The sequence below is a fragment of the Clostridioides sp. ZZV14-6154 genome (assembly GCF_020657785.1).
Classification (GTDB): Bacteria; Bacillota; Clostridia; order Peptostreptococcales; family Peptostreptococcaceae; genus Clostridioides.
The window spans coordinates 1-23738 of record NZ_JAGWCY010000018.1 but is presented as its reverse complement, the minus strand read 5'-3'; the positions used below and the strand labels follow the sequence as shown (position 1 = coordinate 23738).

Annotated in this window: 24 protein-coding genes and 1 pseudogene; 6 read left to right on the top strand and 19 right to left on the bottom strand. The window is 28.7% G+C overall.

The annotated features are described in order from the left end of the window. Positions 1–174 precede the first annotated feature (174 nt). Together KGF45_RS18875 and KGF45_RS18870 are read right to left on the bottom strand one after the other, a co-directional pair. Positions 175–1233, bottom strand: a complete 1059-nt coding sequence (locus tag KGF45_RS18875) for a lysylphosphatidylglycerol synthase transmembrane domain-containing protein (RefSeq protein ID WP_227828261.1) — start codon at positions 1231–1233, stop codon at positions 175–177. A 196-nt stretch (positions 1234–1429) separates the two neighbouring features. Beyond that, entirely contained in the window at positions 1430–2089 is a 660-nt protein-coding gene (locus KGF45_RS18870) for a response regulator transcription factor (RefSeq protein ID WP_227828260.1), read from the bottom strand. Positions 2090–2407: 318 nt separating this feature from the next. Between KGF45_RS18870 and KGF45_RS18865 the strand changes: the two genes are divergently transcribed. Next, positions 2408–3037: a DUF3786 domain-containing protein gene (locus KGF45_RS18865; RefSeq protein ID WP_227840954.1), complete on the top strand. Its 630-nt coding sequence runs from the start codon at positions 2408–2410 to the stop codon at positions 3035–3037. Positions 3038–3106: 69 nt separating this feature from the next. After that, positions 3107–3943, top strand: a complete 837-nt coding sequence (locus KGF45_RS18860) for a prenyltransferase (protein ID WP_227843041.1) — start codon at positions 3107–3109, stop codon at positions 3941–3943. 91 nt (positions 3944–4034) lie between these two features. On the opposite strand, the gene KGF45_RS18855 is transcribed toward KGF45_RS18860, so the two are convergent. The 5 genes from KGF45_RS18855 to KGF45_RS18835 form a co-directional block, all read right to left on the bottom strand. Continuing rightward, positions 4035–4619 (bottom strand): DUF1062 domain-containing protein, encoded by a 585-nt coding sequence (locus tag KGF45_RS18855; RefSeq protein ID WP_227843040.1) that lies wholly within the window; start codon positions 4617–4619, stop codon positions 4035–4037. 295 nt (positions 4620–4914) lie between these two features. Beyond that, complete coding sequence (locus KGF45_RS18850; RefSeq protein WP_227830365.1) at positions 4915–5193, bottom strand: CD3324 family protein; 279 nt, start codon at positions 5191–5193, stop codon at positions 4915–4917. A gap of 263 nt (positions 5194–5456) precedes the next feature. Beyond that, entirely contained in the window at positions 5457–6218 is a 762-nt protein-coding gene (locus KGF45_RS18845; RefSeq protein WP_227843039.1) for an epoxyqueuosine reductase, read from the bottom strand. Between the two features lie 154 nt (positions 6219–6372). Next, positions 6373–8100, bottom strand: coding sequence for an exosporium glycoprotein BclB-related protein (locus KGF45_RS18840; RefSeq protein WP_227843038.1), 1728 nt, complete (start codon positions 8098–8100; stop codon positions 6373–6375). 78 nt (positions 8101–8178) lie between these two features. Then, entirely contained in the window at positions 8179–9255 is a 1077-nt protein-coding gene (locus tag KGF45_RS18835; protein WP_227830362.1) for a glycosyltransferase, read from the bottom strand. Between the two features lie 279 nt (positions 9256–9534). Here KGF45_RS18835 and KGF45_RS18830 point away from each other — a divergent pair, with 279 nt between their 5' ends. Then, positions 9535–10026, top strand: a complete 492-nt coding sequence (locus KGF45_RS18830) for a DUF2284 domain-containing protein (protein WP_227830361.1) — start codon at positions 9535–9537, stop codon at positions 10024–10026. A 239-nt stretch (positions 10027–10265) separates the two neighbouring features. Here the strand turns inward: KGF45_RS18830 and clpP are convergent, their stop codons facing one another. The 7 genes from clpP to KGF45_RS18795 form a co-directional block, all read right to left on the bottom strand. Further along, complete coding sequence (gene clpP, locus KGF45_RS18825) at positions 10266–10850, bottom strand: ATP-dependent Clp endopeptidase proteolytic subunit ClpP (RefSeq protein ID WP_227830360.1); 585 nt, start codon at positions 10848–10850, stop codon at positions 10266–10268. After that, positions 10847–11335, bottom strand: a complete 489-nt coding sequence (locus tag KGF45_RS18820; protein ID WP_227830370.1) for a helix-turn-helix domain-containing protein — start codon at positions 11333–11335, stop codon at positions 10847–10849. Before KGF45_RS18820 ends, clpP begins: the two co-directional genes overlap by 4 nt. A gap of 128 nt (positions 11336–11463) precedes the next feature. After that, positions 11464–11907 (bottom strand): DUF3021 family protein, encoded by a 444-nt coding sequence (locus tag KGF45_RS18815; protein ID WP_227843037.1) that lies wholly within the window; start codon positions 11905–11907, stop codon positions 11464–11466. Between the two features lie 15 nt (positions 11908–11922). After that, positions 11923–12360, bottom strand: coding sequence for a LytTR family DNA-binding domain-containing protein (locus KGF45_RS18810; RefSeq protein ID WP_227830358.1), 438 nt, complete (start codon positions 12358–12360; stop codon positions 11923–11925). A gap of 64 nt (positions 12361–12424) precedes the next feature. Next, positions 12425–13276, bottom strand: a complete 852-nt coding sequence (locus KGF45_RS18805; protein ID WP_227843036.1) for an ABC transporter permease — start codon at positions 13274–13276, stop codon at positions 12425–12427. Further along, entirely contained in the window at positions 13269–14021 is a 753-nt protein-coding gene (locus KGF45_RS18800) for an ATP-binding cassette domain-containing protein (RefSeq protein ID WP_227843035.1), read from the bottom strand. Before KGF45_RS18800 ends, KGF45_RS18805 begins: the two co-directional genes overlap by 8 nt. 148 nt (positions 14022–14169) lie before the next feature. Then, on the bottom strand, positions 14170–14385 hold the full coding sequence (locus tag KGF45_RS18795; RefSeq protein ID WP_227843034.1) for a hypothetical protein: 216 nt from the start codon (positions 14383–14385) through the stop codon (positions 14170–14172). A 100-nt stretch (positions 14386–14485) separates the two neighbouring features. Here KGF45_RS18795 and KGF45_RS18790 point away from each other — a divergent pair, with 100 nt between their 5' ends. After that, positions 14486–15154 (top strand): phenylalanine--tRNA ligase beta subunit-related protein, encoded by a 669-nt coding sequence (locus KGF45_RS18790; RefSeq protein WP_227843033.1) that lies wholly within the window; start codon positions 14486–14488, stop codon positions 15152–15154. A gap of 223 nt (positions 15155–15377) precedes the next feature. Here KGF45_RS18790 and KGF45_RS18785 read toward each other — a convergent pair whose 3' ends face one another. Next, positions 15378–15896, bottom strand: a complete 519-nt coding sequence (locus KGF45_RS18785; protein WP_227843032.1) for a nitroreductase family protein — start codon at positions 15894–15896, stop codon at positions 15378–15380. Between the two features lie 153 nt (positions 15897–16049). On the opposite strand from KGF45_RS18785, the gene KGF45_RS18780 reads away from it, so the two are divergent. Next, positions 16050–16373, top strand: coding sequence for a winged helix-turn-helix transcriptional regulator (locus KGF45_RS18780; protein ID WP_227830352.1), 324 nt, complete (start codon positions 16050–16052; stop codon positions 16371–16373). 4 nt (positions 16374–16377) lie between these two features. Here KGF45_RS18780 and KGF45_RS18775 read toward each other — a convergent pair whose 3' ends face one another. From KGF45_RS18775 to KGF45_RS18765, 3 genes are all read right to left on the bottom strand, one after another. Next, positions 16378–16962, bottom strand: coding sequence for a DJ-1/PfpI family protein (locus tag KGF45_RS18775; protein ID WP_227830351.1), 585 nt, complete (start codon positions 16960–16962; stop codon positions 16378–16380). Between the two features lie 71 nt (positions 16963–17033). Beyond that, positions 17034–17480 carry an Lrp/AsnC family transcriptional regulator gene (locus tag KGF45_RS18770; protein ID WP_413894831.1) on the bottom strand — a complete coding sequence of 149 codons (447 nt, stop codon included), beginning with the start codon at positions 17478–17480 and terminating at the stop codon, positions 17034–17036. 379 nt (positions 17481–17859) lie between these two features. Then, positions 17860–20739 carry an EAL domain-containing protein gene (locus KGF45_RS18765; RefSeq protein WP_227843031.1) on the bottom strand — a complete coding sequence of 960 codons (2880 nt, stop codon included), beginning with the start codon at positions 20737–20739 and terminating at the stop codon, positions 17860–17862. Positions 20740–21808: 1069 nt separating this feature from the next. On the opposite strand from KGF45_RS18765, the gene KGF45_RS18760 reads away from it, so the two are divergent. After that, positions 21809–23347: an ABC-F family ATP-binding cassette domain-containing protein gene (locus tag KGF45_RS18760; protein ID WP_227843030.1), complete on the top strand. Its 1539-nt coding sequence runs from the start codon at positions 21809–21811 to the stop codon at positions 23345–23347. Positions 23348–23524: 177 nt separating this feature from the next. Here KGF45_RS18760 and KGF45_RS18755 read toward each other — a convergent pair. Further along, a pseudogene (locus KGF45_RS18755) lies at positions 23525–23614 on the bottom strand (DNA-binding response regulator); the annotation flags it as partial. Positions 23615–23738 lie beyond the last annotated feature (124 nt).

Genomic DNA, 23738 nt, shown 5'->3' with positions numbered 1-23738 from the left:
TATGCAAAATTTACAAATATTTTGCAATATTATCTATTAAATTCAACAATTTTCTCACAATTCCTTTTAAATTTCAAAAAAAATATGTCATAATAATTCTTATATTTTAATCATCTAATTAAAATATTATAGTTCTTATGACATATTTTTTAATATATGCTTATTTAGATTTATCTAATTTTCACTTAAAACGGCATTTCTACCAATTCTATTTTTCATTCTATAGTGAGTGATTACAGTAAAGATACCACTTCCAATCAGAATCAAATAGTACATAAATCCACCATATAAAAATACTGCATAACCCATTAGAGGTTGAGGGAATACTGATTTAAATATAGTGAAAAATGCTAATTCATTAGCTCCTACATTACCAGGTGTTGGTATTGGTGATATTGCCATATATAAAAAAGCTTGTAGTGTTAATATATAAATATAGCTATAACCTTGTAAATTAAATGCTTTATATATCCAAAAAGAAACACTAAAGTAAGCACTTAATTGAATAAAAGTCACTATAATAGTTAAAATTAATACTTTTTTATTTTTAGCAAAAAAACTTATTGCTTTACTATAATCATCTATAAAATTTTCTATAGAGTCTACTTTACTCTCTAGGAATCTTAAAAACTTAATTTTTGCTAAATACTTTATTGAAACTCTCATAAAATATTTTATTTTTTGAGGATTTAAAATAACTAAAATTATCATAATTAAAACAAATGAATTAATTGCTATTCCTAGAAACACTAAGGGCATGATTACTTTCATTTGTTTTTCTAGCATAGCTAGATTCATTAATACTAATATTGTGCAATAAACAGTAACTACTATTTGAAAAATAATAGACTTATTTGTAACAACTGCACTTGCTTTACTAAGTGGCATTTTGCATTTTTTAAGTACATATATCTGTACTGGTTGGCTTCCTGAAGCAAATGGAGTTATTAGATTATAATAAAATCCCATAATGGCTAGCTTGAAACCAATAAATCTAATATTGACTTTGTGAGTACTTTCTATAATTATCTTCATTACTAATCCTTCAAGCATTATGTGAGACATTATTGCCAGAGCCCCTACAAATAAAAACTTTTTATCTACCATAGTTATAACATTTGATAACATCTTAATATCTAATGTTTTAAATACCAAGTAAATTGTTATACCTATTAGTAAAAATAAAAATGTATACTGTAGTAAGCTCTTCCTAATATTTTTTAGTTTATCCATTAGAAAAACCATCCTTTGCTCAAGATTTATATTAAACACCATATTATTAGTATACACTACTAATATTAATATTTTATAACAAAATACCTTACAATTTTGTCATTTACAAAAAATATTAATCTATAAATTAAATTTTAATATATAGATTAATATTTTACAAACATTTTGTAGATATATACAGTATTTGCACTGAGTATTATACCCACTTATATCCTATCCCCCATACAGTCTCTATTGTATAAATATCATAAGATTTAAACTTGCTTCGTATATTTTTTATGTGTTCTGTAATAACACTTATATCACTTTCTCCATCAAATCCATATACATGCTCATATATTCTTTCTTTTGAAAAGACTTGTCCCTTATTTTTTGCTAGAAATTCACATATTAGATACTCACTCTTAGTAAAATTTATCTTATTATTATCAACAGAAATTTCTTTTCCCAAAAAATTAAATTGAACATTTGATATAGTTAATGAATTTTTTTTCTCTCTATTTTCTCTTCTCAAATGAGCATTTATTCTGGCTCTTAACTCACCTACACCAAAAGGCTTTGTAATATAATCATCAGCCCCTATACCAAGACCATACATAACATCACTTTCCATATTTTTAGCTGTCAAAAACAATATTGGGCAATCAACCTTATTTCTTATATTTTTACATACTTCAAAACCATCCATTTTAGGCATCATTACATCTAATATTATTAGATTAAAAGGATTATAGTCAATATCAAGAATATTTTCTACATCACTAATTACCTTTACTTCATGCCCATCTCTCTTTAATATATTTTCAATTAACTTTAACATATCTAATTCATCATCTACTACTAGTATCTTAGACACACTAACACCTCCATTACATGTTTAATTACACTTTAATTTATATATTTAATTATATCTTTATAAATTTATATAAAATCTCATACTATTATATTATAACTTACAACGATTAATTAATATTTTACAACAAAATCATTTTAACACTTCAAACATAAAAATTTTATATTTTAAACGCTTAATATTTATTTTACATAGATTCCTTTAAATAACAAAATTTATTTATTAATTTGATATTGTAATATTCTAGATATATAATAAAATCAATAATAAGAAAATCTTTTACAAATATATACTTAGGTCTTTAAATCGGAGGAAAATATTATGGATAAAAATATTAAAACAAGTAATTATAATGTTCCATTTGATTATGCACGAAAAAAACTCAAAGAATTAGACCCTCATACAATTAGTAATTTAAGTAATATTGACTTTAATAGTGATTCAAGCAAATTTAATATTGATTTTTTTGGTAGACAGTATACGGTTGATTATCCAAGTGGAGAAGTTTGGAATAGTAATGGAAGTCTCTGTAAAAATTTCGAACTTAAGATTCTAATGCTTAGGTATTTGTGTAATGCTAAAGGTATACCTCTTACAAATAAATATATAACTTTTAAAGAAGTTCCTGGAGGTAATGTTTATTATCCTAACTTTCTAAATAGAACTCTAGCAAGACTTTCAGAAATCTTTACATCTCAAATAGATAAATATAAATTAGTCATGGAGAATATTGGAGCTGAAAAAATAAAAATGGGGGACCTAGCTTATAAGTTTACATACATAGGTAATACTTCTATGATATTTATACTTTGGCTTGGAGATGATGAATTTCCACCAAATTCAAATATATTATTTGACTCTAATATAATTTATTATTTTAATGCAGAAGACTTAGCAGTTGTTCCTGATACAGCTATAGATGCAATTTTGAATAAAGTAAATCAATTATAAGCATCAATACTATTATAATAAATTTTTTGATAAATTTAGTTAGAATCTAATATGAAATGGAGTTAAAAAATGAACGTAGAAAAGCAATATTTATCAGATATAGAAGAGATATTGTCACACAGATATGATAATGGTGCAGACTATTGGGCTACACCTGACAAACGTTTAATGAAAGGTTCACCTTTCACCACACTAGATAGTGTACTTTATCTATTGGAATTGGGTATGAAACCTACTGATACTTTACTTAAAGAATGCGCTGACTTGATATTTAGCACATGGAGAGAAGATGGGCGTTTTAAATTATATCCAAAAGGAGGTATTTATCCCTGCCATACAGCTAATGCAACCAATGCACTTTGCCACATGGGATATGCTTCAGATGTTAGAATCCAAAAGACGTTTCAATACTTTTTAGATACTCAGTATACTGATGGTGGTTGGCGTTGCAATAAGTTCAGTTTTGGTAGAGGTCCAGAAACTGAGTACTCAAACCCACTTCCAACACTTAATATATTAGATGCATTCCGTTTTAGCGACTATTTAAATAAAGAATCAAAACTTGATAAGGCTGTAGATTTTTTACTTGAACATTGGACAATTAGAAAACCAATCGGACCTTGCCACTATGGAATTGGTACATTATTCATGCAAGTTGAATATCCTTTCTGCAATTACAATCTATTTCTTTATGTTTATGTTTTATCATTTTATAATCGTGCAAAGAAGGATAAGAGATTTCTAGAAGCATTAAAGATACTTGAATCTAAAATGTCAGATAATCAGATTGTTGTTGAACGTGTAGTCCCAAAGCTATCCAAGTTATCTTTCTGTAAAAAAGGTAAGCCAAGTGCACTAGCTACAACACACTACTACGAGATATTAGAAAATCTAGAAAAAAGATAATGCTATTATACATAAATAAGTATAGCTTCTTTGTATTTTTAAAGTTGCTATACTTATTTAAAATGATGTTACATAAAACATATTAAACCAGCTAGTCTAACTGATTTAAATATTCTTGTTTACTCTTTCCAATTTGTAACACAATCTCATAATTTAATTTACTTCTCCTTAAGTCAACTCCAGATATACTTTTTATCATCCCACAGTCTAGCATGTCTTCAAAGACCTTTCGAGATAAGCCAAGCTTCTCACGTAATAATGTAGATACCTTTAATTGACATGGATACTTACTTGCAATATGAACTTGTGTAAGGTCATCAATACAAATATCTTGACCTACTATTTTATATTCTGGGATGCCAACTTCCGCCCCATTTCTATGTAAAAGCTCAACATTCATAGCATATTGTTTAACAAGATTATAATCATTCGTATAAAATTGTTCTAATATTTCTGGATTTAAGTTTTTTGGATTAATACGAGAATATATGGTTGAATTCCATGTGGAATCACAATTTGAGCATTTATATATTAACCAAATATCTAAATACTTATGTTGAGCATTCACTCTAAATAAATCTGAACAAATATATTCAGTCTTTTTTCTACATTTTTTGCAGTACCTAATTACTGGCAATTGGGATTTATACTCAATCTCCCAAGTAATTTTTTGCATAAATACAATTTCCTTTCTATAATATTGCTAAAATAGAAAGTTGTGAAAAGGTGGAATATAATCAAGCATTTTTTTCAAAATAGTACCTCCTAATTTTTAATAAATTTTAATTTCAATTATATACTTATATAACAAATTATTTTCTCTTAATATAGACACTACCTCTGGATTTTATTATTATATAAGCTTCTGAAATTAATTAAATTATATCATCCACTAAAAAAAAACTATACCTTAAACATTTTTAACAAAAGAAAATAAGCCAGTATAGTTATATAACTATACTGGCTTACATTTAAATATCTTTTCTTTTTTCTTGTAATATAATTCTTTGAATACTCTTCAAAGACAGATAATATTTTTCTGATAAATATTGCAAATCATGACCAACTTGATAATCTTCATAAATTTGCATATTTCTAATTGTTAAATCTTCACGAGTAGATGTATTACTTCCCCATTCTCTTTTATTGTTTGATTTTCTGGGAATATAAATACATTCTCCATCCACATATTCTTGTATCAATTCAAGTAATTCTTCTGGTAATACATGTATTGCTTTTTTATAGCTCATTTTGCTCTCCTATTAAACAGTAATTTTTTATTAGGAATAGCAAAGGGCTATCTGTATATTAAATTTTATAGTTGCAATAGCCCTTGCTATGCAAAAATAAAGATTAAATCAAGCATAAAGTCTCACCCCTCCTTATACCACAGCAATACATATAAGTCTATCAATAGCACAAATAGTTGTCAATCAACATAATTTCTTTATTTTTTATTTATATTTGTAGTTTATTACATATCAAATTAGAATTGTTAATTAACAGAAACTTTTTACATTGATGGGTTTATTACTGAACATGGAACTCCAACTATACATTTTCCACAGATATCACATCCACCTATATAAGAATATTTTTTCTCATTTATCATGCACATTTCATAACACTTATTTCTATCAAACCCATCTTCTTTTAAAGCTTCTTTCACACATTTACTTACACACTTTTTACAACTGTTATTATGTTTATACAAGCAGTATTCCTTTTCTGGTCTTTTAGTTGGTTCTAATTTTAAACTTGTGATTATACTTCCTACCCTTCCACAACATCCTTTTTCTGTAATAAGCATATTATTTAGACCAAAAGTTCCAAGACCTGCTATGAATGCTACATGTCTTTGTGACCAATCACTAATCAATTTATCATTATCAAAATTATATGACCCAGGAATAGCGTAGGAGTCAAACCCCATGTTTCCTAGCTCTTCACATAAAAAAGTATTCAAGTCAGAAATCAATTTATTAGTTTCTATATAAGCTCTTGCCCAACTTTCTGAACATTCAAGCCCTCCAATATTACTATCATTTATGTTTTTATCAAAGGGTATAAAATATGTAATTATAGTCTTACCATCTTTCAAGAAATCTTTTGGCATAGCATGAGATGTTCCTATAACTTTTTTTAACTGATAAAACATTTCATCTTCAGCAGATGCATAGGCAAATAAAAGTTCTTGCCATTTTGAATTTACATTATTTGACTTATTGTAATCTTTTACAAAACGGTTCATTAATTCTTCAATTTTAGTTTTCATAATATCCCCCTAGACAATTCTATCTCTAATTTCATGTTATTATTTTATATTATATACCAGTACTCTATATTATACTTTATCAATTGATATCAAAATAAAAAACTTCCAGCATCTAAATTAGATGCTGAAAGTCTATTTATTTCAATTATTTAATCTAACTAATTGAAATTCCTGCACTTGCATATCCTGCTACAGTATTAACTAATGAAAGACCTGAAGCTGATGCAGTAAATACTAATAGGAAACGAGTTTCTGCTGTTGCTGGTATGCTTAATCCTGTTGCTATTCCAGTGGAAATTGTTCCTACTGACAATAACCCTGTAAGTGGTGGAGCTAGTGTAACTGTTGCTCCTGGTACAGCTGTAAATGTATTATTTGGTGTAGTTGATTGGTAAAGTGTAGCTGTAATTGTAACTGTTGAACCAATAAGTGAAAGTGCTAATGTTGTACTAAAATATGCTGAAATAGATGTTATTGTTCCAGCTCTTGGCATTGAAAATGCAAAGTTAGTCAATGTTCCTGCTGGGTTTGTAAGATCTATTGTTCCACCAACTATACTTACACCTGGAGCTGAACTACCAAAACCAACAAATCCTGGTGTTCCTATTAATCCACCAGCTATAGTTGTAAGTGATAGTGGTATACCTGATGAAAAAGGTATTATTGCACTAGCTCCTGCTATTCCTGTTGTTCCAGTTGCTCCTGTTGCCCCAGCTAATCCTGTTGCTCCTGTTGGACCTACTAATCCATCTGCTCCTGTTGGACCTGTTGCTCCTGTTGGGCCTGTCGCTCCATCTGCTCCTGTATTTCCTGTTGCCCCTGTTGGACCTGTTACTCCTGTTGCTCCATCTGCTCCTGTATTTCCTGTTGCTCCTGTTGGACCTGGTACTCCATCTGCTCCTGTGTTTCCTGTTGCTCCTGTTGGGCCTGTTGCTCCATCTGCTCCTGTGTTTCCTGTTGCTCCTGTTGGACCTGTTGGACCTGGTACTCCATCTGCTCCTGTGTTTCCTGTTGCTCCTGTTGGACCTACTAATCCATCTGCTCCTGTTGGACCTGTTGCTCCTGTCGCTCCTGTTGCTCCTGTTATTCCTACCCCTGTTGCTCCTGTATTTCCTGTTGGACCTGTTGCTCCAGGTGTTCCTATTGGACCTATTGGACCTGTTGGGCCTGCCAATCCATCTGCTCCTGTATCTCCTGTTGCTCCTGTTGGGCCTGTTGGACCTGTTGCTCCATCTGCCCCTGTATTTCCTGTTGCTCCTGTTGGGCCTATCAATCCATTTGCTCCTGTTGGACCTGTTGGGCCTGTTGGGCCTGTTGTTCCAGGTGTTCCTGTTGCTCCTGTTGGACCTATTAGACCTGTTGCTCCTGTTGCTCCTACTCCTGTTGCTCCTGTTGGACCTGTTGGACCTGTTACTCCAAATCCTGTTGCTCCTGTTATCCCGGTTGGACCTGTTATTCCATTTGCTCCTGTTACTCCTGTTGGGCCTGTTGGGCCTGTTGGACCTGTTACTCCATCTGCTCCTGTATCTCCTGTTGCTCCTGTTGGACCTGTTACTCCAAATCCTGTTGCTCCTGTTGCTCCTGTTGGGCCTGCTGAACCTGTTGCTCCTGTTGGGCCTATTAACCCTGTTGCTCCTGTGTTTCCTGTTACTCCTGTGTTTCCTATTGTTCCTGTTGGACCCATTGGTCCGGTTGTACCTGTTGGGCCTGTGGGACCTGTTCTACCTCTGGGACCCATTGGACCTGTTGGACCTATACATGATGGTGGGCAACCATGATGACAGTCACAACTATTACAACTATCGCAACCGCTATTGCAATCACCATAATTGTTATCATGGTTATTACCATCAAATGGGCCAAAATATTTATTTTTACTCATTACTTAAAGCACCTCCTAATATATTTGAGCTTTCATGCTCTCTACATAATATGTCAAAATTAGTATTATTGTGACTTATTAATAACTTTTATATTTACTAAAATAATTTTCATTGTATAAAATAGCACTATCGTTAGGTTTGATTTCTTTTGCTTTTTCATGATAAGATATGGCTTTATCCATTTCTCCTAGTTTGTCATAGCATACACTTAATTGTATACACGGCAAGTATCCATAACAATCATTTGACTTAAATCCTCCATTAATGTCATTTTTATCTCTAGTTAACGCTACCTTATACCAAAAAATAGCTTCTTTATATCTTTGTCTATCAAACAAGTGCTTTCCTATATCACAGCAAACTTCTGCTCTTGGCTCATCAAATTCAAAGCTTCTAAATAAAGAATATAAGGCACTTTTTTCATCATTAATTAAGTAATAGCATGTGGCTAAATCTCTGCAAGCACTTATACAGTCCTCAATCCACCCTTTTGAAGAGTCTAAAAACTTAGTAAAACCTTCTATAGCGTCTTTATACCTTGCATTGTAATACAATTCTCTTGAGTAATAAAACTGATGTCTTGGCTCCAATATCCTACCTTCTGAAATCATTTTTTCAAAAATTCTGAGATTTCTTAAAGGGTCCTGTCTGTGAAGTTTTTTATGTGATATTGCAATGTCAGAATAAAATATTTCTCCAACAAGAGGTATTACTTCATGAATAGGGTCAACCCATTTATAATTAGAACTTCTCTTAAATAAGCGTTCTCTATAATATGATAAAGTTGGTTTTCCGTTTTCATCAAATGATACATTATATTTTGCCATGACCATATCAATAGAAGTATCTAAATTTTCCTTAACTTTTGATAATTCTTTTCTATCATCTTCTAAAATTATGTCATCTGCATCAAGCCACATTATATAGTCTTTAGAAGCTTTAGAAAATGAAAAATTTCTCGCAACAGAGAAATCATCTATCCATTCGAAATCGTACACCATGTCCGTATATTTTGAAACTATTTCTTTTGTGGAATCTGTAGAACCAGTATCTACAACTATAATTTCATCTACTATATCCTTTACACACTCTAAACATCTGCCTATAACTTCTTCCTCATTTTTAACAATCATGCACAAACTTATTGTAATCATAATGTACAACTCCTTTGTCTTTTATATATTACAGACATAAGTAATATATGGTATTTCCTCTTATTTTGTTATTGAAAGTTAGAAAATTTTTAACGACAAAAAATCAGTAGGTAAGTTTATTTATCATGTATATTTATAGTTCATTTTTATTGAATTCATAATTTAAATACTTCGATTTGATTGATATGTATTTTTGCGTTACCATAAGTATAAGAATATGTAAAATTTAATCATTCATACAATATAAAAAATTAAACTATTTTTGGTAGGAGGTAAATTATGAAAAAATACTTTGAAATGTTAAAATCCAGTGGAGCTGATATTGCAGTTTCAATAGACCCTAAAACGATTGTCACAGCGGCATGGACAATTTATAAGTGTCAGTTTGGTTGTAATACATATGGTCATAGTCATTGTTGTCCGCCCAACACTCCAACTTATCAACAGACACAAGCAATAATAGATTGTTACAGAAAAGCTATTTTATTTCGATGTCACAAAATGAGTATTGTTACTCCTCTAGCTGTTGAAATAGCAAGAGAACTTTTTTTAGATGGATACTATAAAGCAATTGCTTTTGGAAGTGGTCCTTGTACAAAGTGTGCCAAATGTAATCCTGATACTTGTAGTTTTCCTAACAAGACTGCTCCATCAATGGAAGCATGTGGTATTGATGTTTTTGCTACAGTAAGGTCAAATGGACTTGAAATAAATACTTTGCGAGAAAAGGGAGAAATTCAAAATCACTTTGGTTTATTATTAGTTGATTAAAAAAATTAATATTTTCTACTCAGCTTAACCAGTGTGGTCTATAAGTTATAATACCATTACAACCACATTGGTTAATATCTCTAGAAAATATCTAAACTTGTATGTAAAATTACTATTTATTAATCATTTACTTGCCATTTTAAAAACTTCTTTTTTAAACAAAAAATAACCATGTTTATTTAAACATGATTATTTTAATATTAGTTATATACTATATATTAAGCTTTTAAAAGAGTACTCTACTCTCTTTTCTCCATTATACAATCAATTAATCCGTATTCTTTAGCTTCCAGTGCAGACATAAAATTATCTCTATCTGTATCTATTCTAATATCTTCTATTGATTTTCCAGTATTCTCAGAAAGAATTCTATCTAATTTTTCCTTTTTTCTCAATATATTATCTACTGCTATTTTTACATCTGTTGCTTGCCCTTTAACACCACCCATAGGTTGATGTATCATAATCTCTGCATTAGGTAGGGCATATCTTTTTCCTTTTGTACCTCCAGCAAGTAAAAAGGCGCTCATACTTGCAGCCATACCAATACAAATAGTTGATACATCACATCTGACATAGTTCATAGTATCGTATATAGCAAACCCTGATGTTACAACCCCTCCTGGGCTATTTATATATATAGTTATATCTGCATCTGGGTCTTCTGATTCTAAGAATAGTAATTGAGCTACTACCAAACTTGCAATAGCATCATTAATTTCTTCCCCTATAAATATAATTCTATCTTTTAATAGTTTTGAATATATATCATAAGACCTTTCACCTTGACCTGTCTGTTCAATCACATGTGGTACTAAATTCATGCTACTTTCACCTCACAATTAATATTAAAGTTGAGATAAGAATTGATTTCATCTCTTCTTCGTTCATAATTAATACTTGTATAAGAAATACACTCTACATTTTGGATTTGATGATTTGAATTTAAAACAAATCTTTGTTGAATAGGATAAAATTCATCTTTACTTCTATATATTTGTGGAGATTCTTTATATAAAGTTTTAAATGCTAATGTGAAAGACTGGTGTGTAGCATATCCAACTGTAAGAGCTATATCTATAATGTATTTATCTGTAAATACAAGTTGTCTAGCTGCTTCAGTAAGTCTCCTTCTTTTAATGTATTGATGTATAGTACATCCCACAATATTTGTAAACATTCTGTGTAAATGATATTTTGAATAACTAGCAACATCAGCTATTTTATCTAGATTTAGATTTTCTGTAAGATGTTCTTCTATATAATCAATGATTTCCATAATCACATCTGTATTTGTTTTCAACCTCATCATCTCCTTTTAAGTATTATAACTCATACAAGAATTTTCTTCTTAATATAAATTGCTATCTTAAATAAATGACTTGTATAAAAACTTAATTAATAATAAATTTACAATTTGTTGAATTACTTTAGCTATCATTTATTAATTTTATTTTTCCTATATTCTTTCAGACCTTTATTTAATAAAATAGATTCTTTCTTATCTCTTTTACAAGTAGCAAGTGTTATACAAAGATAGATAATAAATATAGATAGTGCTATAAACAGAGCTTGAAAAATATGCCCACTATCAATCCAATTACTTTTAAATGAAAACCACATAACAAAAACAAACAGAAAAATCATATGAATTACTTGACGAATTAGTAACTCTTTTCTACCTAGTTCTCGTTTTGAATAAAAAATTAATGTGGATAGAGATGTTACCAATGCAATTAATAAAATCTGTTGGAAAATACTTATACTAAATGTCTCGTCAGGGCTAAATAATAGACAAGAAGTAAAAACAGATATTAAAACTCCTGTAGTTATCATACAAAAATAACGAACTACATTCTTTAGTATATTTATTAAATTCATATTCAATCAACTCCTTTATATCCTTAGTTTTTTCTTCAATATTGGTACATATTGACGTGAAATAATTGTCTTTTCACCATTATCTAGTATTACTTCAAATCTACCATTAAACGCTGGTACAATTGAGTCTATTTTTGTAAGATTTAATATTACAGACTTGGATATTCTAAGAAAATCACTATTAAAAAAAATTTCCTCAATCTGATAAAGCTTCTTCTTAAACTCATAAACATCATTTTTACAATAAAGATAAGTATGATTATCTACAGATTCGAAGTAATAAACATCTAAAGGATTGATACGATAGAGTTGTTCATTTTTATATGCTATAAGAGACTCTCTTTGCATCCTGATGTTAAAAATCAATTTAAGCATTTCATCATCAAGATTTCTGCATCTTATGATAATTTCATCCTCTTCTCCATCTAATGGAGTTTCAATTACTACTTTCACTCTAACACATCCTTTCTTTTGATTTCTATAAAAAGACTATACTGTATTTTCCTACTATTAATTTCTAGCTTTCTTTTCTTGATACCATAAGTATAGTAACAAAATAAAAGACTATTGCAGAAATAACTAGAAACATAATATGAATTGAAGTTTCATGCAAACTGCCAATACCACCAAATGTTACTCCCATATGTTCATTAAATACAGTCAATACATTTGTTGAATCCACAAATGTTACTTTTGATGGAGACTCCGTAATAATTTGTCTAAGTAATACAGTCCCATGTGAAATTGGAAATAACTTTATAATGGTTTGTACTGCTTGAGGTAAGCTTCCAATAGGTATATAAATTCCTGTCAAGAATCCAATAAGAGTACCTATAATCGTAGAAGCAGTTGCAAATGTATCTATGCTATTTAACAAATTTACAATAAAAAATATCATTGCACTAGATGATAAAACTGTTAATAATATTACACCAATGACCTTTATAATAGAAAGCATAGGTAAAAATTGTCCCCCACTTAATACAATATATATCTCTGCAAGTATAAATGTAAATATACTCATAATTACACCAATTAAATATGAACTTAAAATATATCCTCCCACCAGCTCTCTCGTCTTAACAGACGAACAATAAAAATCTTTGGTTCTTTTTAATTCCTTATCTAATACTGTAACTCCAAATGAACCCATTGTTGTAGTTACAGAAACAACAGAAATAATTCCTGCCATTGCCCAACTATTCATTAATATATCTATGTCTTTAATATTTGGATAACCTTCCTTCAAATTTTCTCCTAAAAAAATAATATATATAGCGATTACAATTATTGCACCTAAAAAAGATGAAAATACGCCTCTTTTATTTCTTAAAAAAATCATTATATTTCTTTGTGCTATATTAAACATTTTTTTCACCTCTATTTCTAACTATATTCAAAAATACATCATCTAAATTATTTGCTTTGTATTTATATTTTAGTTCATGAGGTGAACCTTTTGCTGTTATAACACCATAATCAAGCATTACAATATAATCAGCTTTTGAAGCCTCCTCCATATAATGGGTTGTAAGAACTATAGAAAAACCATATTGTTTTTGTAATTTTAATATAGTATCCCATACACATTTTCTAGCTTCCGGGTCAAGCCCTGTTGTAGGCTCATCTAGAAACAGTATTTTAGGAGTATTTAAAAGAGCTCTTGCTATATCAGCCCTACGCTTTTGACCTCCAGACAATTTACCATATGGTCTATCTATAAATTCCATAGTTCCTACAGATAAAGCAGATTCATGCACAATTTGTCTTACTTTATCTTTATTCTTAATATAAAATTTTGCACGAATTGTAAGATTCTCTCTTACTGTCAAGAGTGGGTCTAGTATACTTTCTTGAAATACTACTCCAATTTTTTCTTTAATCTTATTATCCTCTACACCTAACTTATGCCCATCTATAATCACTTCTCCACTATCATAATTCAATAATGTACAAAGAATATCAATTGTTGTAGATTTTCCAGCACCATTAGCTCCCAGTAATGCAAACAAATTACCTTCCTCTACATAAAAATCAATCCCTTTCACAGCTTTAAAAGCATCATAGCTTTTTTGCAAATTAATTACTTCTATTATCTTATTCATCCATTTCATCTACCTTCCTTAATTGATGATTTCAGAATACAATAAGTAATTTGTCCACACAATACAATTAGAAGTATGTAGTATAAATGAATATGTGAGTTGTAAAAAAACTAAAGTAAAATACATACCTAAAAATAAGCTATTGTAAAAACATTCCCTATACATCTTGATTTGTATGTATTATTTTGCTAAGTATTCTTACTCCCTGTTCAATTTCATCAAAAATAAGATGAGCATATCCTAGGACAACTTCATGGTCATATTCTACTTTACTCTCAATTGCATATTGCTGTACAGGATAAATCATAAATTTGTCTTGATAATGATATGTCACTATTTCTATTAATTGTAATCCATATTTTAATACCTCCAAAAGTGGTTCTATAAAATTACTATAAAAATGGAACTACAAAATCCACTTTTTACTTGCTAAGATTATACCATAAAACAAAAAATAAAAAGGAGTCTAAATTATGTTAGAAATATCAAGTAGAGTAAAAGAAATTTATCCCAATATTAAATTTGGAGTTATGATTGTAAATATGACCTATTCAACACCTAATGAAGAAAATTTTTTACTTCTTAGAAACTCTGAAATTGAAAATATTATTGCACAAAATCCTGAATACAATCGTAAAGAAAAGATTAAAACAGAACCTCTTTCCAACTACATAAAGTATTATAAAAAATTTAAGAAAACTTATCCTGTATTACTTCAACTAGAATCCCTTTTACTAAAATCAAAAGGTATTCCAAATGTAAGTCTACCTATTCAAGCAATGTTTTTAGCAGAATTAAAAAATCTTCTTCTAACAGCAGGACATGACCTTGATAAAATAGAATCACCTTTAAAAATAGATTTAGCAAATGAAAATGAACATTTTTATGGTATAGGAGAAAGAGAGCAAACTCTAACAAGAGACGATTTATTTTTATCGGATAACCTCGGTATACTATCTAGTATTCTTAATGGACCAGATAATCGTACACAGATTACAAAAGAAACTAAAAATATTCTATACTTTGTATATGGGCCTGATGGAGTTTCTGAAAAACAAATTTATGACCACCTAAGCGATATAAAAGATTATATTTTAAGTGCTTTTCCAGACTCGAAAATTGATTTAATTGATGTATTTTAATTAATATCGATGTATTTTTATTAATATAATGAAAATTTAAGTTTAGTGGATATTCAAAGTATTAGTAGGTATTCTAAGTAATTAAAATAGTGAAGTATACATCATTGTTCAATCAGACATATACTTCACTAAAATTAATTTTATATAAGCATTAACTTTTTCTAAAACTTTATTTAAAAAAATAACTCATTATACATCTCATATAGATAACTTACTTTTATATCTAAAGAGTTTCATAAGAAACAATTTCATTTAAAAGAAGACGAGTTTTATCATGTCTATTTGGGCTTTCTGGTGTTCCAGCCTCATATCCTATTAGTAATATGTTTACTGGTTCAAGATTATCTGACAAATTAAATTCTTCTTTAATTACATCTGGATTAAAATAACATACCCATACACTCGCTAACCCAAGTTCAGTTGCTTGTAACATCATGTGGTCGGTGATTATACTTGTATCAATATCTGTAAGTTGTTTACCATCAAAAGGTCTTGTCCAAACTTTATCCTTATCTCCACATACGATAATTGCTAATGGTGCATCATATATATTTGCAGCCTTAGAAACTTTATTAAGACCCTTTTTTTCTTGTATTACAATTAATCTTTGAGGCTGACGATTACCCCCTGTTGGAGCTATCCTAGCAACTTCTAAAATTTTATCTAGTTTTTCTTTTTCAACCTTTTTATCCTGATAATTACGACAAGAATATCTTTTTTTGGCGATTTCAACAAAATTCATTTATTTCCCCCCTATCATTTTATTGGGCTAAGTTGATGATTTATTTAACCTATGCTATAATCTTATCACTATAATTATATATTACAATAATGCACTTTTTTGTAACATAGTACCAAAAAGGGTACTTCAAAATATATTGAGAGGTCTAAAAAAATGAAAAAATGTTCAAGTAATTACAGTTGTCCTATAGAAGCAACACTTGCATTGATTGGTGGTAAATATAAAACACTTATCCTTTGGCATCTTAAAGATACCACATTAAGATTTAATGAACTTAGAAAATTAATTACTAAAGCAACTCCTAAAATGCTAACTCAACAATTACGTGAATTAGAAACAGATGGTTTTATTATAAGAGTTGTTTATCCTGTTGTACCTCCAAAAGTGGAATATTCATTATCCGATTTTGGAAAAAGCATTATTCCTATTTTAGATGTTATGTGTGATTGGGGTTCTGATTACTTAAATAAACTTTAATTTATTATAATTTAAATCCCATAGCTAATTTTACAACTTCCATATGTTCCTTAGATGTCAACATTTCTAAAAGCTTAAAAGCTACATGTGGTGCGGTTTCTGGACAATATGAAGTTATAATATTTCTATCTACAACAATTGGCTCATTGACTACATTTACATCAAATTCACTTAACTGTTTTTGTCTTTGACCATCTTTTAAATGATATGTAGTAGCTTTACGATTTTTTAAAACACCGCTTTTACCAACAGGTAAAGCTGCTACACAAATAGTAGCAATTATCTTTTCCTTTGTATCAAACTCTCTTATTAAGTTTAAAAAAGATGTATCATATGCTTCATCATAAAATCCAAACTCTTCAAATCCTCCAGGAATAGCTAAAGCATCATAATCATCTACACATATTTCATCTATTGTTTTGTCAACTAATACTGGAACATTAAATGTGCTTACAACTTGCTTTTTAAATCCACCAGTTACTACATCTATATCGTAATCATAATCATTTCTAGCCCATCCCATAACATCTACAAATACGCTAAATTCCATAGTTTCAAAACCTTTTGCTAAAAAAACTAAAACTTTCATATTGTATTTTCCTCCTAAAAATATGTAATAAAGTAGGTATTAATATAATCACCATTTAAGTCTATGCTCATCTAAAAAATATCTTTGATTGTATTAATTTCCTCTTTAATTGTTGATAAAACAATGGTTGTATTAGCTTTCTGGATTCCTCTGATTTTTTTCAAAGTTATTGATATAAATTCTTCAAGTTCATTTGTATCCTCTGCTAATACTTTTATTAAATAATCATATTCTCCTGAAATGTGATGACATTCTAATACAGTGTCATACTCCAATATAGTCTTCTTAAACTCTTCTATACTTTTAGATAAATCTGTATTGATAAATATGAAAGCTAAAAGTTTATATTTTGTTTTTTCTCGATTGATTTGAATAGTATACTTTTGAATTATATTTGACTGTTCAATTTTCTTTATACGCTCTGAAACTGCTGGTATTGATAGATTAACTTGTCTACTTATTTCAGAAGTTGAGGCTCTACTGTTCTTTTTTAGAGAATTAATTATTTTTAAATCTATCTCGTCTATATCTATTCACCTCCTTACTTATTTAATATAATTTTAGCTAATAATTTAAAATAAGTAAATAATTTAAATTATTTCAATAAAATTTAATGAAAATTAGTACTTATCATTAAATTTTTAAACTAATTAAATATAACATACATAATACGCTTAAAATATTTAAACTAAATTAATGTTAGTATTTTTATTGTATATCAACTCAATTTTCTAAGTGTAAAGCTAATACGCTTCAAATTATTATTTTATAGTAACAAACTTTTTTAGTTTATAAAAAAAGTAATGATTATAATTTATATATTTATAAAATTACAATCATTACTTAGTAATTAATATTAGATGTATTTCTCTACATACATATATTATATATATTCTTTTATATACCTTTAAATTTATCTACGTTTTTAAGAAATATATCTTTTGGCATAGGCTTTGCATACAAATAACCTTGTGCATAATAACAATCAATACTCATTAAAAATTCTGCTTGTTCTATCCTCTCAACCCCCTCACAAATTACCTCTAATCCCAAGTCATTTGCCATCTCAACTACTTTACTAATAATCTTACCTACTTTACCTTTTCCTTCAGAATTATCTAAGAGAGATTTATCTATTTTAAGAATATCTACAGAAACTTGATTTAGAAGATGTAATGAAGAATATCCAGAACCAAAATCGTCAACAGAAATTAAAAAACCAAGCTCCTTAATCTCATTTATCATATCATTTGACATACTATCATTTTCAAATAGACTTTCAGTTATCTCAAGTTCAATTACACTTTTAGGTATATCATATTTAGCAAGCAAATTTTGTAATCTATTTATATAATCTTTTTTCTGAAAATGTACTCTTGATTGATTTACAGAGATTGAAATGGGTTTAACTCCAGAATCTATCCAAAACCTTGTCAACTTACATACTTCTTCTAACACAAAAAAATCAACATCTATAATTCCACCACTCTTTTCAAGTATAGGAATAAATTCTCCTGGAATCATAAATCCAAGTTCTTTATGATTCCACCTAACAAGTGCTTCTGCACCAATAATGTTATTTGTTCTCATATCAAACTTAGGTTGATAATAAACCTGAAATTCATTATGTTCTAATGCATAATCTATTCTATCAACAATCTCTTTTTCTTTGTTAAGACTTTCTCTGAGAGATTCATCAAAATATATAATAGATGAATTACTTCTTTTTGCTTTTCTTCTAGCAATTTCAGCATAATCAATAGCTTTTGTAATAACAATGTCTTCATCTTTGATAATATATACTCCAAAGTTTGCCTTTACTTTAATGCCAAGCCCCTTAACTTCAAAGTATGAAGTACTTTTACTTATATCAATAAGAGTTAATTCCAAATCTTTTTTTAAATCATAAGGTAAAAGTAAAAGAAAATGGTCCGCTTTTACATGAGCTATTAATGCCCTGTCTCCAATAACTCTATTCAAAACTGATGCAATTTCTTTTATAATCATATCTCCAGAATCTCTACCATAATTTTCATTTATGATAGCAAACTTAGATATATCAAAAGCAATTAATGCATAAAATTTTTCTCTATGCTTTTCTAGAACTCGTGGTGCTTGTTCTTCAAATCCATTGTAATTCCAAACTCCATTCTCTATATCTTTAAATGCCAAATTAAAAATATGAGTGGAATGTCTTTTGTTGATTGCAATAACATAAGAAAGTACTGCTATTATAACTAAAAAGAAACAAAAAGAAATTAAAACTGTTTGAACTGGATGCTGATGAATATACTGTGATAAACTAATTTTATAGTCTTGAAAAATTGTATGCTTTGCAATAATTTCTGAATACTCATCTTTATTAAGTGCATTTATTCTCTTATCCAAAATGGAATATAATGTTGGATTTATATTTTTTCCAACACCTAAAGATATATTAGTTTTATAATCATTAACTAGAATTGCTTTTAAATTATTATAATCTTTTTGTATATAGTCTTCAGCAGAATATGTATTTACAAATGCAGCATCTGCATCTCCACTTTTCACTGCATTTATAGCTTTTTCTTCAGATTTATATCTTTGAATGTTGATACCTTTATAGTGTTCTTTGAGATACTCATCATTGAATGTATCGCTCTCAGCAACAGCTATATTATCAAATTTAGTATTTTTGTAATTTTTAGTTATCATGCTATAGTTCAATGTCATATAAGGAGATGTAATCTTAATTCCATTCTGCTCTGCCCATCCATAATCTGAATTAAAAAAACATATAACATCTGCCTTCCCCTCTTTTACCATATCAATCGATTCTTTATATGAATTAGCTTTTACATAATCTATACTTAATCCAAGATCTTTTACAATTAAATTAAATATATCTGGTACAATACCTTTAAGTCCACCTGTATCTAAATATGATAATGGATAGGAGTTTGGCATACTTACTACACGTATATTATTATTTCTTTTTAAGTAATCTCTTTCTTCCCTAGAAAGAATAGATGTATCTTTATTACTAGACTGATAGTACTTACTATATAAATTAAACTTATATGCCGGATTATCCATTTCAATATCTTCTAAAGCTTCATTTACCTCTTGTAACAGTTCATTATTGCCTTTTTTTACAATACAATAAAATGGAGATGGAGAAAATTGCGCAATTACGTTTTCGTTTTTGACTTTTCTCAAACTACTAGTTAATATTGCATCTACTTTTTCACTTTTTAATGCATTTTCCAATTCTTCCTGATTTTTAAAATATTTAGATGTGTAATTAAATCCTTTTTCATTTGCAAATTTCTTTAAATGTTCATTTCTACTATTTCCATAAAGTAGTCCAACCTTTATTCCATTAAAATTTTTATAATCATTTGGTGTATACTTTGAGTTTCCGCTTTTTACTGTAAGTCGTGCATAACTACTTCCCATAGGTACTTCTGAAAAATCAAATTTTTTGGCACGTTCTTTTGTATATTGTGCAGAAGTAAGTAAATCAATCTGTCCATTTTCTAACATAGTTTGACACTCTTCCCATGTACCAGATACATATTCATATGTCCAACCAGTATACTTTGCAATCTCATGAAGATATTCATATCCATACCCATTTCTATTTCCATTTTTATCATAATCATGATATCCTTCAAAATCAAAAAAACCTACTTTTATAACACGACTTTCTGTCTTTGCAAGTGATTGTATTGGAAAACACATAAATATCATACAATTAATTAAAAATATGATGAAAATCAGTCTCTTAATTGACACAAACTTTAGCCCCCCCCTCATATAAAATCTTCTCTCAAATTATTTATAATCATTCTAATAATAAATTACTTAGATTTATATCATGCATAAACTTATCATTACACTTAATACTAAAAAAATATATGTTTATCTAAGAATAAATAAACATATATTTTTAGTGGTTACTCTGAATGTATAAATTTATATAGTCATTATATATTTTTATTTATTATAATTATATAAATATCTTAGCATACCATTGAAAGTTCAACAATACTACACCTTTGATTTTATAAGTTGCAATATTTTATGAATATACTATGCACTGACAAAACAGGAACTTTGACTCAAGATAAAGTAATCCTAGAATGCACTCTTGATATTCATGGAAACTAACACTTTTAACAACAATCGGAATTACAATTGGGACTATTATACCTTATACATCATTTGGAAATGCTATTGGTATGATTTCACTTCCAAATATCTACTTTATAGGGTTGATTTTTACTATCTTATATGGTATTAGTAACTATGTTAAAAAAAATCTTTGTAAAAAAATATGGAGAATTGCTATAATTTAAACCTATTGTATTATAAAAGTTGTCATGTAAAAATATCTTTTATATTGACTATGATTAAGTATTATGATACCATGATTTAAGCTATAATTAGTGATATATGTATTAAATTAAATAAGAAAAAATCAAAAGTACAATAGTACAATTTAAATATAAATGAATTAATATTGAGATTAGGATGTGAACAATTATGATTTATATAAAATTAGTTAAACTTGTTAGAAAACTTAACTCTACACAAATGTATACGATGAAGCGTTGTGTAGAGGTTAATCTGGAAGCTTAAAGCTTCTATCTTCATCGGCAAATATAGGTTTAGTGTAGTTTTTTAACTATGCTTATTTAAATTTACCTATTTGCCGATAGATATATAGATTTTACGGCCATAGATAGCAATGCTTATCTATGGCCTTTTGTTTTTCCAAAAGCAGAGGTCGGCATTTTATAATGCTATTCCTCTGCTTTTTTTATTTTCATAAAATTTTTATAGTAAAAAAGGAGTTTGAATTATGAGTTTATTAAAAGTAAATAATTTATCACAATGTTTTATGGATAAATCACTGTACGAAAAAGCTGACTTTGATTTATTCAAAGGCGAACATATAGGTGTGGTTGGCCAAAATGGTGTAGGTAAAAGCACCTTAATTAAAATTTTATTAGGAGAAGTTATCCCTGATACAGGAGAGATTAAGTGGCAACCTAATATTAAAATAGGTCATCTGGACCAATATGCAGATATTAATAGAGATACAACAATATCTCTGTATTTGCACACTGCATTTGAAGACCTCTATACAATAGAAAAAGAAATGAATTTGCTATATCTGGAAAGTGCTATATCTGGAAATGAGCAACAACTTATTAAGGCATCAACTTATCAAGAGCAATTAATAGCAAGTGATTTCTACTCTATAGACAATGAAATAAATAGGGTAGCAAATGGTCTTGGACTAGATTCAATAGGAATGAATCGTATTATTGGGGAACTTAGTGGAGGTCAAAGAGCAAAAGTAATTATGGCAAAATTATTACTTTCTAATTATGAAGTTTTATTATTAGATGAACCAACAAATTTTTTAGACAAAGAACATGTTGAATGGCTTGCCAATTATCTAAATACATTTAGAGGTGCATTTATTGTAGTCTCACATGATTTTGACTTTCTAGAAAAAATCTCCACAGGTATTCTCGATATAGAATTTGGAATGATTAAAAAGTATCATGGAAAGTACTCAGAATTTCTTAAACAAAAATCACACTTAAGGGAGGATTATATTAGAAAATATCAAGCACAACAAAAGAAAATAGAAAAAGAAGAAACATTTATACGTAAAAATAAAGCTGGTGTAAATTCAAAAATTGCAAGAGGAAGACAGAAACAATTGGATAGAATAGAAAGAATAGCTCCTCCTAACTTTACAGGAAAACCGTGTATCCAATTTGCAGAAATTGAAATGTCTGTACAAAACGCACTTACAGTAACTAATCTTGAAGTTGGATACTATTATCCATTACTTCCAAAATTAAATTTTTCTGTTAATACAGGTCAAAAAATAGTTATAACTGGATTCAATGGAATTGGTAAATCCACTTTGCTAAAAACATTGGTTAAAGATATTCCTTGTATTTCTGGAAACTTCATCTTCTCAGAGCAGATAAAAATTGGTTATTATGAACAGGATTTAAAATGGGAAAATCCTACTAAAACACCACTTCAAATAATGGCAGATAAGTATCCAAAATTAAGTACAAAAGAAATCAGACGCTCTTTAGCCAAGTGTGGTGTAAAAGAAGAACATGTTTCAAGAAGTGTTTCCACTCTAAGTGGAGGTGAACAGTCTAAAGTTAAATTATGTTGTATGATTCTATCCTCTTGTAATTTCTTGATTTTAGACGAACCAACTAACCACTTTGATGCAGAAACAAAAGATGCTTTACAAAATGCTTTGAAACAATTTAAAGGAAGTATTATTTTGGTTTCTCACGAAGAAAAGTTTTATAAAGGTTGGATTGACAAGGTATTTAATATAGAAAAACAATTGATATAAATTCCTATACTATTAGGAGATATTATGTTTATTGACAATACTAATTATTAATTATTTTTAATATTTCAGTATCTCTTGTATTTGTTATATTTGAGACTATAAATATTTTACTAAAGTATAAATATATTAATAGGCACTCATAAATGGGTGCCTAAAAAACAACTACTAGAATTCAGTCTAATCAACTCTATTCACAAGCTTATATCCAAGCCCTTTGACTGTTATAAGTATTTTAGGATTTGAAGGATTATCTTCAATCTTTTCTCGTGAACTACCATCCACTTAACTACCTACGGTAATGTTTGAAGTGGTGGCTTCTTGGTCAAGATAACTATTGTTATCAGTATCTCCAAGCTATTAGGCTAGTTCCTAACCCTTATGATTACCATTT